We start from the raw sequence: 16,829 nt of genomic DNA, 5'->3' as shown, positions 1-16,829 counted from the left end.
CCCCTCCGTCAGCTTCGCTGCCACCCCCCCGTAAACAGGGGAGGAAAGAGATGACGGCGTTTAAACCGTTCCCGTAATCCAGCCGCCGCCAAGGACGCGATCGCCGGCATCGGCGGGTGAGTAGAAGACCGCCGCCTGCCCGGGGGCGACGCCTTCTTCGCCTTCGTCGAGCAGAAGGCTGGCCTTGCCGTCCGCCAACTGGATCACTGCGGGTACGGGCGGGCGGGTCGAGCGCACCTTGACGAGGATGGGCGCGCCATCATGGGCGGCCAGATCGCCCTCACCCAGCCAGTTGATCTCGCGCAGGGGACGCGGCGGGTGGCCAGCATCTCCTTTGGGCCGACGATGACGCGGTGATTGTCCACATCGAGGCGGACGACGTAGAGCGGCTCTTCCAACCCGCCGATTCCGAGACCGCGGCGCTGGCCGATCGTGTAATGGATGACGCCGTGATGCGTGCCCGGACGCGCCCGTCGGCATGCACGATCTCGCCCGGTTCGGCCGCGCCGGGGCGCAGTTTCTCGATCACGCTGGCATAGTTGCCGTTCGGCACGAAGCAGATGTCCTGGCTGTCGGGCTTGTCGGCCACCTGCAGGCCGTATTGCGCCGCCAGTTCCCGCGTGGCCTGTTTCGAGGGCAGGTGGCCGAGCGGAAAGCGCAGGTAGTCCAGTTGCTCCGGCGTGGTGGAGAAGAGGAAATAGGACTGGTCGCGCGCGGCGTCGGTGGCGCTGTGCAACTCGGGCCCATGCGCGCCCATCTTGCGCTGGATGTAATGCCCCGTCGCCATGCAATCGGCGTCGAGGTCGCGGGCGGTTTCCAGCAGGTCCTTGAACTTAACGCGCTCGTTGCAGCGGATGCAGGGCACCGGCGTGGCCCCGGCAAGGTAGCTGTCGGCGAACTCGTCGATCACTGCGTCGCGAAAGATGTTCTCGTAATCGAGCACATAATGCGGAAAACCCAGATCCTCGGCCACGCGGCGGGCGTCGTGAATGTCCACGCCCGCGCAGCACGCGCCCTTCTTCTTGATGGCGGCGCCATGATCATAAAGCTGCAGGGTCACCCCCACCACGTCATAGCCCGCCTTGTGAAGCAGGGTGGCCGTCACGGTGGAATCCACGCCGCCGGACATGGCTACGACGACGCGATGGTCGGACGGATTGCCGCCCAGGCCGAGTATGTCGCCATCAAGGCCGAATTCACGAATGAGGGTATCGGCGCGGCTATCGCCAGCGCGCGTCAAAGTCGTCGTCATATTCGTCTCCCACGGGGTCAAGGCCCGAAGCAGTCGTTAAAGGGAGGGCGGATATAGGGGATAACCGGGACGAACGAAAGGGCTAGCTATCGCCACCACCAAGAAGGCCAAGGGAGAACAGGGCGAGAGGGAGCATCCCCAGAACGAAACCGAAGGCCGCCGCAACGCCGGTTGCCGTCAGTTTCGCCTCGACCGATCCGGGCGAGAACAACATGATGATTCCCACGAGTGCGCCGATCGTTACAGCCCCCAGAATGCCCCATTGCAGGCGCTCGATCATGGATACCGGCGGATTTGCAGGTTCATTCTCCGGAAGCACCCCATCGCGGAATTGTTCGGGAATTTCGTCGATGAACGCGTCGATGTCTTCAGGCGATGGGTCGCTATTCTGTTCCGTCATTCGTCATGATTACCTCAGGAACGGCAATAACGACACCTGGCTGAGGACGGAGAAGGTGCGCGCCGAGACATCGACCGCCGTCTGCGCCTGCTGGAAACGGGTGGCCGCGGCCGCCATGTCCGCATCTTCCAGATCACCGATCAGGCTGGTGAGATAATCAGCCTTCTGATCCTGGCTTTTGACCATGCTCTCGACGCGCGATTGCTGGGCACCATTCTGGCCCACGAAATCACTGATCCGGTCGAAGGCCGTCATGACATTGGCGATTTCGCCTTGCAGATAGGTCTGTTGCGCGTCTGTCAGCGGACCGTTCAGAGGGCCATTCGGACCCGCATCAAATTCGGCCAGCCGTTTGAAGGCGGCCATGATGTCTGTGCCAACCTCGTCAGCCAGCACACCGACTTCCAGCGTGAGCTGATCATCCAGCTTGGCCACCGGCCGGCGGCTGGAATTGGCGAAAATATCGCCTGCGGTCGGGGCGGCCACCAGATCGGCGAGCGTATTTGCGGTCACCGGATCGGTATCGGTGCGCGTTCCACCAAACACATATCCGCCCGCATACTGGGTGGAGAGGGCATTGCGGGCCTTGTCGAAGGCTTCGCGCACCTGATCCATGATATAAGTGCCATCGATCGTAGTCATGGCGACGCGCAAATCGGTCGCCGATTCTGTCAGCTTTTCGAGCGCCACGGCCGTCATGTCCATTCGCCCCTGAACGCGCTCGGCTGAAAACTTGTAGGATTCTGCCCGATCGCGAGCCCCATAGGCGGCAGAGATGGATTCAGCCCGATGCCCGGCCCCTTTAAGGTCCGGATAGAGCTTGCCGGTGGTCAGCTGTTGCTGGCTTTCAAAGACCGAGCGCTGGGCCTTCATCAGATCCATCAGGGCGGTCTGGGCGGCTGCAGCTGTAGCGATGCGGGTCATTTCACCTCTCCTAGACGATGCTCAGCAGGGTGTCGGTCAATTCCTTGGCCGTCTGAAGCAGGCGGGCCGAGGCGTTATAGGATTGCTGGAATATCGTCATGTTCGCGAGCTCCTCGTCCAGGCTGACGCCTTCGACATCGGCCCGTTTCTGATCCGCCGCGCTTTTCAGCGACTCGGCCGACTGGGCGGCGCGTTCGGCGCGCGCGGCACGGGTACCAATGTCACCCGCGATCCGCGCTGTGAAATTTTCCAGCGAGGATGTGCTGGCGGAGAAACCGCCGGCTGCTGCAAAGGAGCGCTGATTGGTCATGGCCGACTGCAAGGCGTGTCCGCCGCGGCCATCACCCGCCGCGACAACGACATCACCAATAGCGGTGGATCCGGCGAGATCCAGCCTGGCCAAGGCCAGCTGCGAGGAATCGGAGCGGATACGCGGTGCCACATCCGGCAAATCGGCCCGACCCGCCTGCGCGGCGAGCCCGACGCCGAAGAGCTGGCTGAAGGCGATGGTGGTACCGCCGCGCTGTGTGTTGTCACTCACCAGCTCGACATCGAAGCTATCGAAGCCCGCGACGGGCGTTTCCACCAGCTCACCGGCACCGTTGATCGAGAATGTGGCATAACGGCCAAGGCCGGAGACCGGATCATTCAACTGGGTCAGCAGATCATTGAAGCTGGTGCCCCCGACGCTGATCGAGATGTTCTGGGCGACGCTTCCATTGGCAGCATTGATGCGGAAGTCCAGCGTCTGGCCGGCTGTGAAGCCATGGGCGTCCGTGCCCGATACGCCGCTCTGGAAAAAGAGCGGGCGGCCCGCTTCCACCAGATCGTTGAGTCCGAAGAAGTGTGAGAAACCGCGTCCGCCGCGATCGGATGGCGTGGTCTCGTCCTGCAGCATGGAAATGCCGTCCGTGCCGGTCGCCGAGATTGTCATCTGACCGTTTGCAAAGCCTGCCGACCCATCCGCGCCAAGCGCCGTATTCAAAGAGGTGACGAAGTCGGTAATCGTGGTGCCGCCGATGGGCGTCGCCGCCGCGCCATCCACACTCATCGTGCCGGCATCGAAATCGACATCGATGCGCTTGACCAGCGTGCCCCCGGAATCGACAACCGCAATTGTGGTCGCGCCGGTGAACCCCAGACTGTCCGTTGCCAGCAATCCGGTGTTGCGGCCTTCGAGAACGGATGGCGGAGGGTAAGCCGTCGCGTCGTTATGTTCACGGTTCAGCGCATCGGCAGCCGCGGCAACGAATTCGCCAATCTCTTCCATCAGCTCCGGCAGTTCTTCATCGCGCAGATTCAGAAAGGCCGCCAGATCACCCGACCGGATATGCGGGTTGAAATCCATCTGCGTGGTGCCGCCGGGCGGTTGAATGGTGATACGCGCATAATCCACGCCGGCGGCGCCGGATCCGGATGCAGAATAGCGAAGAATGGCCGCGCCGTTTTCAACGAGCGCCACCCCATCTGTCGTCGAGACGAAAATGCGCCCGTCTGCGTTCGAAGTGGTCCGGATATCCAGATACTGGGAGAGCTCATCTATCAGTTCCGCCTGGCGGTTCTGCGCGCCGGTGGAATCCGCCGATGCGGAGGTCAGGGACTGAACCTGCTGGTTCAATGCCGCGATCTCGCTGGCCAGCTCGTTGACGCGATTGACCGTCGATGAAATCCGGCTGTCGGCTTCTTCGCGCAACGCCCGCAATTCACCGCTCAGGCGGCGGCCTTCATCGAAGAATGACTGCAAATCCGACGCGACGGACAGGCGTGATACGCTGAGCGAGGGATCAACTGCCGCAGAGGCGATGGACGAAAAGGCCTGATTGAGGCGCGAGAAAATCGACCCCTGATCATCGAACGTCCCGACCTGCCGCTGAAAGCGATCCAGCGACTGGCCGATGATTTCTGACGCCGAGGCCTCCGCCGAGGCGCGCACGGAGGCGGCCTGCAAAAATGCATCGGCGACGCGCACGACGCCGGTAACGCTGACGCCGAAGCCGCGACCGTCAATAACGCGGGTCGTGAAATTGGCTTCGGTGCGCGCATAGCCGGGTGTGTTGACGTTGGCGACATTGTTGGACGCCGAGCGCAGGCCGATCTGACTGGCTTGCAGCCCGGACAGGGCGCTACCGAGAATGGAGCTCAGCGACATGTCGTCTCCTCCGTCAAAAGTCCGTGGAACCGGTAGAAAGATGCCGGGTATCGGGCAGAATTTGCCGGGAGAATTCGCAGACAAGCCAGACGGCCCGGAGAACCACTTTCCCGATTAACCTTTGGATTCAAACTGTTTTCCAGCATTCTTGCGATTCCGCTTCTTCGAACCGGTGACGTATCTGACCGTCAGCGTCGCAATGCCGGGGCCATTTTGTGATTGATGGCCAAACGGTCATGAAGTCGGCAGATTCCGCCATTGAGGATGGGGAGATTCCTGCCGGGCAAGCGTATCCTGCCCACTTGCGATCGAAATTAATCTATACTTTTCAATGCCCTATATGGTTACCGAACTGGCACACTCCTTGCGACTCCCCGTGACGGGTGTGTGGGCCATCGGGGTTCACGCCGCTTGGGGGGCGAAACAGGGCATGGACGCGATCACTCCGATCCTGTCACAGACGGCCGGTGCCAACAGCGCCGGACAATCGTCTGCGCCCGATGCGGCGGATGCCGGCGCTTTTGATGCGCTGCTCGCCGTTCAGACGACTCCGGTTACGCCCGTTCCTGCCATTCCGTCGCGGCCCAATGGCGGCTTTGCGCCGTCACCCTCCAATCCGACACAAGGCGCTCGACTGGCCATGTCCGCGTCATCGTCAGGTGCCGGCACAGCGTCTGGCCCGGTGATGGCAACGCAAACCCAGGCCACCGCGACGGCGAACACACAGACAACCGCCTTGCCAGCCTCCCCCACCACGGGAGCCCATCCACAAAACGGTGCAGTGCTGCAGCCGAATACGGCGGCGCAGGGTGACGGCGTCACAGGGACGCCCTCAACATCGCCGGCGACGGTGAATTCCGAAGGCGGTCAGAACGCCGCCGGGTCCGGGACGTCACAGACCGGCCCGGAGTCCGGAAATGCCACCGTGGCGTCCATTTCCACTGCTAAAACGACATCGGCTTCAACGGTCAATGCGAAGGCGGCTGCAGAGCCGCCCATAAAGAATAATGTGACACCCGCCGCGACAGGCACCAGCAATACGAGCGAAAACGCCGGGTCAAACAGTGCCGATACCGTCAAGACAAATGCCGGTACACCCGCCGCCAATTCCGTGGCGGGCGCAACGGCACAGATCAGCGACGGACTGGCGGCCAGCACCGCGGCCTCTGCGGCTTCGCAACCGGTCGTCCAGGCTGGTGTTCAGGCGCGCCGCGAGGCCGCCGGACCCGAAAAGGGGCCGATTGCCAGCAATTCAAAATCAACGGCCAGCGGATCCGCCAGCGCGGCGAACGCCTCCAGCTCTAACTCCGCCTCCACTTCCACGCCTGCACAAGCGGCCAGGCCAGACATAACCATGCCGGCCCAGACAGGAACGCCGCAAACGACGCAGCCGCCTGCGGAAGCTCCGCTTGACCCGGCCCGGCTGGCCGTCAGCGACATCGCACGTTCTGCCCCGCCGCCGGCCGATCCCGGTCAGACCGACGCGGCCGCGGATGCAGAACGGGTGGATATGTCCAATTCGCGGGCGGCAGACATGAGCCGTGCGGCCGAGCGCCCGGGCGTCGCCGCAGGCACAGCGCGCTTTACACCCGCCCATGCCGGCACACTGGCCGCGCAAATTGCCGCGAAATTCCAGAATGGCGATCGCAAGTTCGAGATCCGCATGGACCCGCCCGAACTCGGACGCATTCAGGTCAAGATGCATGTCGGCAATGACAATCGCGTTCAGGCAATCCTGAGCGCCGAACGCCCGGAAACACTGAATGATTTGCGCCAGCACGCCCGCGAGCTGGAACGCGCGCTCGAAGAGGCCGGGCTGCAGCTCGACAATGACGGTCTATCCTTCGAGCTCTCGCAAGGCAGCGATCAGGACGAGCCCATGCCCCGCAACTTGCCGGGATTCACAAATATCGAATTTGCCGAGGACCTAGCCGGTCCGATCACGGCCGCCGCGCTGCCGCGGGAGCTCTATGGCTTCCAGCTGAGCACGGTCAGTCGTGTAGATGTCAGATTATAGGAGCCGGATATGTCACAAATAGATGCCCTCGGGGCCGCGTTCGGATCGCAGACGGCGAACTCCCAAGCATCGCTGGCCAATAATTTCGAGATGTTCCTGACCCTGCTCACCGAGCAGATGAAAGCCCAGGACCCGCTCAACCCGCTCGATTCAACCGAGTTCGTGAACCAGCTGGTGAATTTCTCCAGCGTGGAGCAGGAAATCCGCTCCAACCAGAATCTGGAATCACTGATATCTATTCAGGCGGCTTCGGCGCAGGGCGCAGCGGTCGGTTTTATCGGCCGTGAAGCGACCGTTGCCTCGCCGAATGCCTCGCTTGAGGATAGCTCGGCGGAATGGACCTACATCATGCCCGAAGACAGTCAGGGCACACTGGTTTCGATCAAGGATTCCAATGGTCGTACGGTCGCCACCTTTGAAGGGGAATCGACCGCGGGCACTCATGTCTTCGAATGGAATGGCCAGGACCTGTCAGGGAATACCGTTGAAGACGGAATCTATACGATGGAAGTGTCGGCCGTGAATGCCGATGGCGACCCGATGCAACCGGATATTCTGACAACGGCCCGTGTTACGGGCGTTGATTTCTCCGGTTCGGAAGTCGTGGTCGAGCTGAACGGGCTGTTTGTCCGTCTCTCCTCTGTCCGCAGCCTGCGCGAAGCAGGCGCCGTTTAACATCGGGCCACTCAAGAGCCCGACGCTTGGCAAAAGAACTCTGCCGGGTGGATGAAAACAGCAGAACGCTCCTATTGAAACCTCAGGGAGCATAAAATGAGTATCAATTCAGCCCTTTGGGCCGGTGCCTCCGGTCTGCTGGCCAACTCCAGCGCACTGGCCGCCGTCTCCGACAATATCGCCAACGTGAACACGGTCGGCTACAAGCGCGCCCAGGCCGTGTTTTCGCCGATGTTTGAATCCTATGGCGTCAATTCTCGCTATGCGGCGGGCGGTGTGACCACCAATAACCGCTTCCAGATATCCACTGGCGGACTTCTGACGCCCGGGACGTCCCCGACCGACCTCGCCATTGCCGGCGACGGCTTCTTCGTGGTGCGGCCTGTCGCCTCCAATGTCGAAGCAACGGATGCAGTGCTGTTTACGCGATCCGGCTCCTTCTCGGCGGATTCGCAAGGCAATCTCAGAAACGATGCCGGGCTCTTCCTGTATGGATGGCCGGTCGCTGCCGACGGTTCTGTTACCGCCAACCCGTCCGACCTTTCGGGCCTCGAAGCCATCAACCTGTCGTCTATCGGTGGTGCCGCTGAGGCCACCACGCAGGTCGGCGTCAACGGCAATCTGCAAGCCAGTCAGGTCGTCTCTGCAGACGAAGCGACGTATGCCGCCGGCGCCAGCGCGACCAATATGGCGTCGGGCACGGTGACTCCCGATTTCCAGCGGTCGATCCAGATCTATGACAGCCAGGGCGGGGCGCGGACCATTACCCTGTCGATGTTGAAATCTGCAACGGCCAATCAGTGGCATGCGGAGCTTCACGTGACGCCGACAACCGACATCACGACCGGTGCCGGGCTCGTGGATGGCCAGATCGCGACCGGAACCATCGCTTTTGATGCGCAGGGTGAAATCGACCTGACCAATACAACGCTTCCGCTGACGCTCGACTTCCTGTCCTCGACAAACACCGGGGCGCTGGGTGCCACGCAGTATCAGTGGGCCGCAAGCACCGGCGTTGCCGGTCAGCAGGTGACGCTGGACCTCGGCTCTCCGACCCAGCCGGGCGGCATGACCCAGTATGACAGCCCCTCAACACTGACCTCGACCCAGGTGAATGGTTCGGCGTTTGGTACCTTCACCGGTGTGCAGGTTGATAATGACGGCTTCGTCTACGCGAAGTTTTCCAACGGCATTATCCGCAAGACCTATCAGGTGCCTATTGCGACTTTCGTCAACCCGAACGGGCTGAATGTCGAAGCGGGCGGCGCCTATTCGGTGACGCCGGATTCGGGCAGCTATACTTTCAACGTGCCGGGTGAAGCCGCCGCAGGCACAATCGCTTCATCGACGCTGGAAAACTCCAATGTCGATATCGCGACCGAATTCACCAGCCTGATTACAACCCAGCGCGCCTATTCCGCCTCATCCAAAATCATCACCACAGCTGACGAGATGCTGGATGAAGCCATCCGGATGAAGCGCTAACGCTGATCTGACATATACTTCCTGAGTGAAAGGCCTTCCGTTTCGACGGAAGGTCTTTTGCTTTTTAGTCATTGAGTTAAATGAAGATTTACCACAGCGTTTAGGCGGAATTTAAGAGGCTGCGCGTATAACCCTCCTCAACAAGGACGACAAAGAGCGTCCAACGGGTGAAATTACAGGGTGGTGGTTATGAATGCACGGCGTAAGGAAAATTATGTCATTGGTCCGGACGGCAGCCCGCTGACACTGGCGGATTTGCCAAATCCATCGACCCAACGCTGGGTAATCCGCCGCAAGGCAGAGGTCGTGGCCGCCGTCCGCGGGGGGCTCCTTACCCTTGAGGAAGCGTGCGAACGCTATCGCCTGACGGTCGAGGAATTCCTCGGTTGGCAGCGTGCCATCGACAAGCACGGCCTTGCCGGATTGCGGACAACGCGCATTCAACATTACCGGGCCAAACCCAATCCAATGGGCGCCTGAACCGGATTTATCAGTAAAAACTGCGAAAAACGCCCGGTTCTTTGAGCCGGGCGTCCGCATATTAAACCCTCGTTTACGCGGGCAGTGGGAAAAACTTGCCGGGTTGCTGCTTCGAAAGCAGCGCAACGAATCGGCAGGACGCCTAAGTGAACAGTCTGATGGAACAATTGCGGTCGATCGGCGCCATGCGTCTCATAGCCATTTTTGGCTTGAGCGCCGGGCTGGCCGCGGCCCTCCTCTATTTCAGCTTCAATATGGGTGGTGGCAGTCAGGCCCTGCTCTATGCCGGACTGGACCCTTCCGATTCGGCAAGCGTCAGTGAAGCGCTGGACACGGCCGGCATCCCCTATGAATTCCGCAATGGCGGCGCTTCTATCTATGTCGCCCGCAATCAGGTCGATGAGGCGCGCGTGCGTGTCGCCAGCGGCGGCGCACTCAATTCCGGCTCGGTCGGCTATGAAATCTTCGACGAAACTGATGCCCTGGGGGCGACCAGCTTTGTCCAGAACATGAATGCCAAGCGCGCGCTGGAAGGCGAACTGGCGCGCACCATTCAATCGCTGGACATTATTACCTCTGCCCGCGTGCACCTTGTTTTGCCCGAGCGCCGCCTGTTCGAGCGTGATGCGGCTCAACCCTCCGCCTCCATCGTGATCTCCTCGCGCGGCGAACTGACCCGCGAGCATTCCGGCATCATCCGCAATATTGTGGCGAGTGCCGTTGATGGCCTTTCTGCCAGAGACATCACTATCGCAGACACGACCGGCCGCCTTCTGGCCAGCCCGGAAGAAGGTGATGGTCTCGGTTCGATCGCACTGGAGAGCCAGCGCGCCTCGATCGAGGAACAGTATCGCCGCCGCATCCTCAATCTGGTCGAGGGCGTGGTCGGTGTCGGCGCAGCACGGGTTCAGGTCAGTGCCGACCTGAACCGGAATTCCGTGACCCAGAGCGAAGAGCGTTACGATCCGGAAGGTTCCGTATTACGCAGCCGGACACGGTCCGAGGAAACCGACCGTGAAGTGGATGGCGCAGCGAATGCCGTGTCCGCTTCCGAAAACCTTCCGGGCGACGAGGCCGCGGCTTCCGACGGGCCGCAATCGGTCAATGAGTCATCGACGTCGAACGATGCCCAGGAATTTGCCCTGTCCCGCACGACCACAACGCGGGTTACCGAAGCCGGCGACATCGAACGCCTGTCGGTCGCGGTGGCAGTCGATGGCACTGTGGAGATCGCCGAGGACGGAACGCCGACCTATGTGCCGCGGACCGAAGCGGAGATGGCCCAGATTACAGCGCTCGTTCGCTCGGCAATGGGCTTTACACAGATCGAGGATGGCCGTCAGGACAGTCTTGAAGTCACCAATATACGCTTCTCCCGCGCGGATCCGAATGTCGGCACGCCGGCCGCTTCCGGCCTCTCCCTGAACAAGGACGACATCATGCGGGCCGCGGAAATCGGCGTGATGTTCCTGACCGCCCTGCTCGTGATCTTCCTTGTGGCCCGGCCTCTGGCCAAGGGCGCGGCCTCAGCTGCGCCGGCCATGGCGATCGCCGGTGCGGGCGGCGGCGGACCCCGGATCGAGTCCGAAGGTGCGCATGCGGCCATAGCCGATTCCAGCGGGCAGCAGTTGCAGCAGCAGAGCGCAAGCGGCGGAGGTGCTGCGGCTATGCCCGAATACGTCGATGACGGAATCGACATCGCCAAGATTGACGGCCAGGTGAAGGCCTCCTCGATCAAGAAAGTTTCAGGCGTCGTCAATTCCCACCCGGATGAATCCCTGTCGATCATCCGCACATGGATGAGTGAAGGCTGATGGCGATCGCGCGCGAAAGCAATAAACGGGTCATTGAGGACCCCCAAAAGCTGGCCGGTCCGGAACGCGCCGCGGTCATCCTGCTGGCCCTGGGTGAGGAACAGCACTCGCTCTGGGAAATGATGGACGAGGAAGAGATTCGCGAAATCTCCCAGGCCATGTCCAATCTCGGAAATGTGTCCGCCAAAGCCGTTGAAAAGCTGATCGTCGATTTTGCCAGCCAGATTTCTCAAGGCGGCTCCCTGATGGGCTCGTTCGAGGCGACCCAGCGATTGCTCACCTCTTTTCTGCCCGGTGAAAAAGTCGACGGCATCATGGAAGAGCTGCGCGGCCCCGCCGGCCGCACCATGTGGGACAAGCTGGGCAATGTGAACGAAGTTGTCCTCGCCAACTATCTGAAGAATGAATATCCGCAGACCGTCGCCGTCGTTCTGTCCAAGATCAAGGGCGAGCACGCCTCCCGCGTGCTGGGCGCCCTGCCCGAAGATTTCGCGCTGGAAGTGGTGATGCGGATGCTGCGCATGGAGCCGGTGCAGCGCGAAATTCTCGACAAGATTGAGGAAACGCTGCGGACCGAATTCATGTCCAATCTGGCGCGTACGTCAAAGCGCGACAGTCACGAAATGATGGCCGACATCTTCAACAATTTCGACCGCCAGACCGAGAACCGCTTCCTCGCGGCACTGGAAGAGCGCAATCGCGACAGCGCCGAAAAGATCCGCGCTCTGATGTTTGTGTTCGAGGACCTCTCCAAGCTTGATCCGGGCGGCATCCAGACCTTGCTGCGCGCCGTCGACAAGAGTCAGCTCGGCCTGGCGCTCAAAGGCGCTTCGGACAGTTTGCGCGATCTGTTCTTCTCGAACATGTCGGAACGCGCCGCGAAAATTCTCAAGGACGACATGGCCGCCATGGGTCCGGTCCGGCTGAAAGACGTCGACCAGGCCCAGACAGCCATGGTTGCCACCGCCAAGGACCTCGCTGCGAAGGGCGAAATCCTGCTCGCCGAAGGCGGCGGCGAAGACGAGCTGATTTACTAGGACAAGGACTGAATGACCCAGCCATTGCCAAAATTCGACTTCGACAGGGTCTTCTCGGCCGATGGCGAAGTGCTGCGCGATGGTCAACGGATCAAACAGATCCTGACGGCTGCGGAAGTCGAGGAAGTGCGCCAGCAAGCCTTTGCCGATGGCGAGAATTCCGAAGCCGCAAAAGCGGCCGCGGTTCAGGCCGATGCCGTAAGGGCTGTTGCCTCACAGATGCAGCTCATTCTGGCGCGGCTGGAAGCCGAATCCGAAACCCTGCGCCAGCGCTCGACACAACTGGCACTGATCACGGCAAAGAAGCTGGCCGGGGCCGCCATTGCCGACAATGCCAGCGAAGCGATCACCGGGTTTTGTGCCACGGTCATGAAAGATTTGCGCGGAGAACCGCGTTTCAACGTGCATTGCGCCGAAGCCATCGCCGGACCTGTGGCGGAAGTCCTCGAGAAGACCGCGAAAGAGTCCGGCTTTGAAGGCGCGGTTATCGTGCGCGCCAACCCCGACATCACCGGCGCGGACTGCCGCCTTGAATGGGGAACGGGCAGCGTGGAGCGCACTCAGGCCGATATTGAAGCGCGTGTCGAGTCGCTGATCGCCGATTGGCTGGCCGCGCCAGAAGAAGATGCCGCACCTGATCGCGCCTGCGACGAGGACGGCGCGCAGGCGGCGGCAGGATAAAGGAGACCGAAATGTCCCAAGACAGTGATCTCGACCTGCCGGAGTTTGACTCCGACACCCGTTCCGGCAGTGACGTGCCGGCGACAACGACGGACGGTGATGCCGCCCAGATCGTTCAGACGCTCGCAGATGAAGACGAAAAGACGGCGACTGATCTGTCTCCGGTCTTTGATGTTCCCGTCAATGTCTCTGCCGTGCTTGGCAAAACCCATATCGAATTGAATTCACTTCTGAAACTGAAGGCCGGCTCGGTGGTCGAGCTGGAACGAAAAGTGGGCGAAGCGATCGACATTTTCGTCAATGACCGGCTGGTCGCGCGCGGCGAAATCGTCGTCGTCGATGACCGGCTGGGCGTGACCATGACAGAAATCATCAAGGATGGAGATTCGGCATGACCGCAACTTCATCCCGTAATGGCAAGGAGGGCTAGCCCATGCGTTTGCTCATCGTCGGAAGCCTCGGTGGCCAACTCCACACCGCCGCCAAAATCGCGATTGATCGCGGGGCGAAAGTCGCCCAGGTCGATACCATCAATCAGGCCACCAGCCATCTGCGCGCCGGACGCGGCGCCGATCTGCTCATGGTCGACGCCTCGCTGGATATCGCGGCCCTGATTGCGGCCAACGAAGCCGAGCGGATCACCGTTCCGGTCGTGGCCTGCGGTGTCAACGTGAAGCCGGACATCGCCGCCATGGCGATTCGCGCCGGGGCGAAGGAATTCATCCCGCTGCCGCCGGAAGCCGACCTCATTGCTGCCGTCCTCGCCGCCGTCGCGGATGACGAACAGCCGATGATTGCCCGCGATCCGTCAATGCAGACCGTCATCGAATTTGCCAACCAGATCGCCGGATCCGACGCCAGCGTTCTGATCACCGGCGAAAGCGGTTCCGGCAAGGAAGTCATGGCCCGCTACGTGCACAACAAGTCCAAACGCGCGGCCGCACCCTTTATCTCGGTCAACTGCGCTGCGATCCCGGAAAACCTGCTCGAGTCCGAATTGTTCGGTCACGAGAAAGGCGCCTTTACCGGGGCGGTCGCCCGGCGCGTCGGCAAGTTTGAAGAAGCCAATGGCGGCACATTGCTGCTCGACGAAATCTCGGAAATGGATGCCCGCCTTCAGGCCAAACTCTTGCGCGCCCTGCAGGAGCGCGAGATTGACCGTGTCGGCGGGTCCGGTCCGGTCAAGATCAATATCCGCGTACTGGCCACCTCCAACCGCGACCTGCTCAAGGCTGTCGCGGACGGCAGTTTCCGCGAAGACCTGCTCTTCCGGCTGAACGTGGTGAATCTCGCACTGCCGCCACTGCGCGACCGCCCGGCCGACGTTGTCGCCCTGTCGGAACACTTTGCCCGTAAATATGCAGCGGCCAATGGTATCGGCGACCGCCCCATCTCCGAGAGCGCCAAGACTGCGCTGCTGGCACGGCAATGGCCGGGCAATGTGCGCGAACTGGAAAACACCATGCACCGCGCCGTGCTGCTTGCCTCGGGGCAGGAAATCGGACCGGAAGCCATTCGCATGCCGGACGGCTCGCTGTTTACCGGCGGCGCCACCAATCCGGCCTCGCGGGCCGCGGAAGCCGCCGATGTCGCCCAGCGCCATCAGGTCGGCCGCACGGTCGCCGAGGTGGAACAGGATCTGATCCTGGAAACGCTGGACCATTGCCTCGGCAACCGGACCCATGCGGCCAATATTCTCGGCATTTCGATCCGGACGCTGCGTAACAAGCTCAAACTCTACACCGAGCAAGGCATCAGCGTTGCCGCGCCCGGTGACACGCGCGCAGGAGCGGCCTGATCTGAATGGCGGACACGACGGCCTCCTCACAAACCGGCTCCGGCGGGTTTGATATTCTCGGATTCCTGAAGAAGGGTCTACGCGGTGATGTGGCACTGGGCGTCGGCATCATGGCTATCCTGGTCATGCTGATCCTGCCCATGCCGCGTGTCCTGATGGATATCGCACTGGCGATTTCCATCTCGCTGTCGGTTCTGGTGTTGATGACGGCGCTTTTCATCAAGCGGCCGCTGGAATTTTCCGCCTTCCCGGCGGTTCTCCTGATCGCAACGCTTCTGCGTCTGGGCCTGAATATTGCCTCGACGCGGCTGATCCTGTCGAACGGCGCAGAAGGCACGGATGCGGCTGGTCAGGTGATCGAGGCCTTCGGTGCCTTCGTCATGCAGGGCAATGTCGTGATCGGCGTTATTGTCTTCATCATTCTGGTGATCGTGAACTTCGTCGTGATTACCAAAGGCTCGGGCCGGATCGCGGAAGTTGCCGCGCGCTTTACCCTCGACGCCATGCCCGGCAAGCAGATGGCGATTGATGCCGATCTGTCCGCCGGTCTGATCAATGAGGACGAGGCCCGCAAACGGCGCAGCGATCTGGAAGGCGAAAGCAATTTCTTCGGTGCCATGGATGGTGCCTCGAAATTCGTACGCGGCGATGCCATGGCCGGCCTCATGATCACCGCTATCAATCTGATCGCCGGCATGGTCATCGGGATTGCCCAGTCCGGTATGGATTTCGGCACGGCCGCCTCCACATATTCCACGCTGACCATCGGCGATGGCCTGGTGTCGCAGATTCCGGCACTGATCATCTCCGTCGCGGCGGGCCTTCTGGTCTCCAAGGCCGGTGTTGAAGGTCAGGCCGACGAAGCGCTCTACAAGCAGCTCGCGGGCAATCCGCAGGGCCTCTATATGGTCGCCGCAACGGCGGGCGTGATCGGGCTTCTGCCCGGCATGCCGTTAATCCCCTTCGCGCTGATGTCGGCGGGCGCGATCGGTCTGGGCCTGACGGCCAATCGAAAATCGAACGAGGCCGAAGCGGCGATCACGGCCAAGACCGTTCAGGCGAGTGCGGAAACCGAAGCCGCAGAACCGCCCATTGGCGAGACGCTTGCGCTGGACGAATTGAAGATCGAGCTGGGCTATGGCCTTCTGCCGCTGATCAATGACGTGGAAGGCCGCAAGCTGACCGACCAGATCCGCGCCTTGCGCCGGACGATGGCGGAGGAAACGGGCTTTGTAACGCCGTCCGTCCGCATTATCGACAATATGCGTCTCGGCTCCAATGACTATACGATCCGGGTCAAGGAGATGCAGGCCGGCTCCGGTCAGGTGAAGCTGAAACATCTGCTCGTCATGGACCCGCACGGCCAGCAGATCGACCTGCCCGGCGACCATGTGAAGGAGCCGGCCTTTGGTCTGCCTGCCACCTGGATCGACGAAAATCTGCGCGAGGAAGCCACCTTCCGCGGCTATACGATTGTCGATCCGTCGGCAGTATTGGTGACGCATCTTACCGAGATCCTGCGCGAGCATATGGCCGAACTCCTGTCCTATGCCGAGGTCGAGAAACTGATTGCCGGCCTGTCCAAGGAGCACAAGAAGCTGGTCGACGATATTGCGCCGTCGCAAATCACACGGGCGGGCATCCAGCGCGTCCTGCAGAACCTCTTGAAGGAGCGGATTTCCATTCGCGATCTGCCGACCATTCTGGAAGGCATCGCCGAAGCCAGCGCCTTCTCCCAGCATATCGATGCGATCACCGAACATGTGCGGGGCCGCCTCGCCCGCCAGATCTGCCATGCGAATTCCGGCGCGGACGGACAATTGCCGGTTCTGGCCATGTCACCGCAATGGGAACAGGCTTTTGCCGAAGCCATGATGGGCGAAGGTGATCGCAAGCAACTGGCGTTGGCACCGTCGAAACTGCATGAGTTTGTCGCCGCCGTCCGCGACGCTTTCGAGCGCGCTGCCGCACAGGGCGAAACACCTGTCCTTCTGACCAGCCCCGGAACGCGGCCCTATGTCCGGTCGCTGGTGGAACGCTTCCGCGCCAATACGATCGTCATGGGCCAGAATGAAATTCACCCGACTGCTCGTCTGAAAACCATGGGGCATATCTAG

General features: G+C 61.4%; 13 protein-coding genes and 1 pseudogene. 10 read left to right on the top strand and 4 right to left on the bottom strand.

What is annotated here, in order from left to right:
• Positions 1-60: 60 nt before the first annotated feature.
• The 4 genes and pseudogenes from mnmA to flgK form a co-directional block, all read right to left on the bottom strand.
• Positions 61-1,129, bottom strand: a pseudogene (gene mnmA, locus HXX25_RS01420) (tRNA 2-thiouridine(34) synthase MnmA).
• 205 nt (positions 1,130-1,334) lie between these two features.
• Positions 1,335-1,652 (bottom strand): hypothetical protein, encoded by a 318-nt coding sequence (locus HXX25_RS01415; protein ID WP_187166762.1) that lies wholly within the window; start codon positions 1,650-1,652, stop codon positions 1,335-1,337.
• Between the two features lie 9 nt (positions 1,653-1,661).
• Positions 1,662-2,576, bottom strand: a complete 915-nt coding sequence (locus HXX25_RS01410; protein ID WP_187166761.1) for a flagellin — start codon at positions 2,574-2,576, stop codon at positions 1,662-1,664.
• A 10-nt stretch (positions 2,577-2,586) separates the two neighbouring features.
• A complete protein-coding gene (flgK, locus tag HXX25_RS01405; RefSeq protein WP_187166760.1) occupies positions 2,587-4,725 on the bottom strand; it encodes a flagellar hook-associated protein FlgK in 2,139 nt (712 codons plus the stop codon).
• A 430-nt stretch (positions 4,726-5,155) separates the two neighbouring features.
• On the opposite strand from flgK, the gene HXX25_RS01400 reads away from it, so the two are divergent.
• The 10 genes from HXX25_RS01400 to flhA all read left to right on the top strand — a co-directional run bounded on the left by HXX25_RS01400 (position 5,156) and on the right by flhA (position 16,829).
• Positions 5,156-6,742 carry a flagellar hook-length control protein FliK gene (locus HXX25_RS01400; protein WP_187166759.1) on the top strand — a complete coding sequence of 529 codons (1,587 nt, stop codon included), beginning with the start codon at positions 5,156-5,158 and terminating at the stop codon, positions 6,740-6,742.
• A 9-nt stretch (positions 6,743-6,751) separates the two neighbouring features.
• The gene (locus HXX25_RS01395; RefSeq protein WP_187166758.1) at positions 6,752-7,417 is read left to right on the top strand and encodes a flagellar hook assembly protein FlgD; all 666 of its coding nucleotides are present in this window, start codon (positions 6,752-6,754) and stop codon (positions 7,415-7,417) included.
• Between the two features lie 96 nt (positions 7,418-7,513).
• Positions 7,514-8,902 carry a flagellar hook protein FlgE gene (locus tag HXX25_RS01390; RefSeq protein WP_187166757.1) on the top strand — a complete coding sequence of 463 codons (1,389 nt, stop codon included), beginning with the start codon at positions 7,514-7,516 and terminating at the stop codon, positions 8,900-8,902.
• Between the two features lie 189 nt (positions 8,903-9,091).
• On the top strand, positions 9,092-9,382 hold the full coding sequence (locus tag HXX25_RS01385; RefSeq protein ID WP_187166756.1) for a DUF1153 domain-containing protein: 291 nt from the start codon (positions 9,092-9,094) through the stop codon (positions 9,380-9,382).
• A gap of 146 nt (positions 9,383-9,528) precedes the next feature.
• Entirely contained in the window at positions 9,529-11,196 is a 1,668-nt protein-coding gene (gene fliF, locus HXX25_RS01380) for a flagellar basal-body MS-ring/collar protein FliF (protein WP_187166755.1), read from the top strand.
• Entirely contained in the window at positions 11,196-12,233 is a 1,038-nt protein-coding gene (gene fliG / locus HXX25_RS01375) for a flagellar motor switch protein FliG (RefSeq protein ID WP_187166754.1), read from the top strand. The genes fliF and fliG overlap by 1 nt, the downstream gene beginning before the upstream one ends.
• A 12-nt stretch (positions 12,234-12,245) precedes the next feature.
• Positions 12,246-12,914 carry a FliH/SctL family protein gene (locus HXX25_RS01370; protein WP_187166753.1) on the top strand — a complete coding sequence of 223 codons (669 nt, stop codon included), beginning with the start codon at positions 12,246-12,248 and terminating at the stop codon, positions 12,912-12,914.
• 11 nt (positions 12,915-12,925) lie between these two features.
• The gene (fliN, locus tag HXX25_RS01365; RefSeq protein ID WP_187166752.1) at positions 12,926-13,309 is read left to right on the top strand and encodes a flagellar motor switch protein FliN; all 384 of its coding nucleotides are present in this window, start codon (positions 12,926-12,928) and stop codon (positions 13,307-13,309) included.
• A gap of 38 nt (positions 13,310-13,347) precedes the next feature.
• Complete coding sequence (locus HXX25_RS01360; RefSeq protein WP_187166751.1) at positions 13,348-14,712, top strand: sigma-54-dependent Fis family transcriptional regulator; 1,365 nt, start codon at positions 13,348-13,350, stop codon at positions 14,710-14,712.
• Between the two features lie 110 nt (positions 14,713-14,822).
• The gene (gene flhA / locus HXX25_RS01355; RefSeq protein ID WP_370543749.1) at positions 14,823-16,829 is read left to right on the top strand and encodes a flagellar biosynthesis protein FlhA; all 2,007 of its coding nucleotides are present in this window, start codon (positions 14,823-14,825) and stop codon (positions 16,827-16,829) included.

Origin of the sequence: Hyphobacterium sp. CCMP332, assembly GCF_014323565.1 — a bacterium.
Lineage (GTDB): Bacteria > Pseudomonadota > Alphaproteobacteria > Caulobacterales > Maricaulaceae > Hyphobacterium.
The sequence above is the reverse complement of the archived record's forward strand: the minus strand, read 5'-3'. Positions and strand labels throughout refer to the sequence as shown.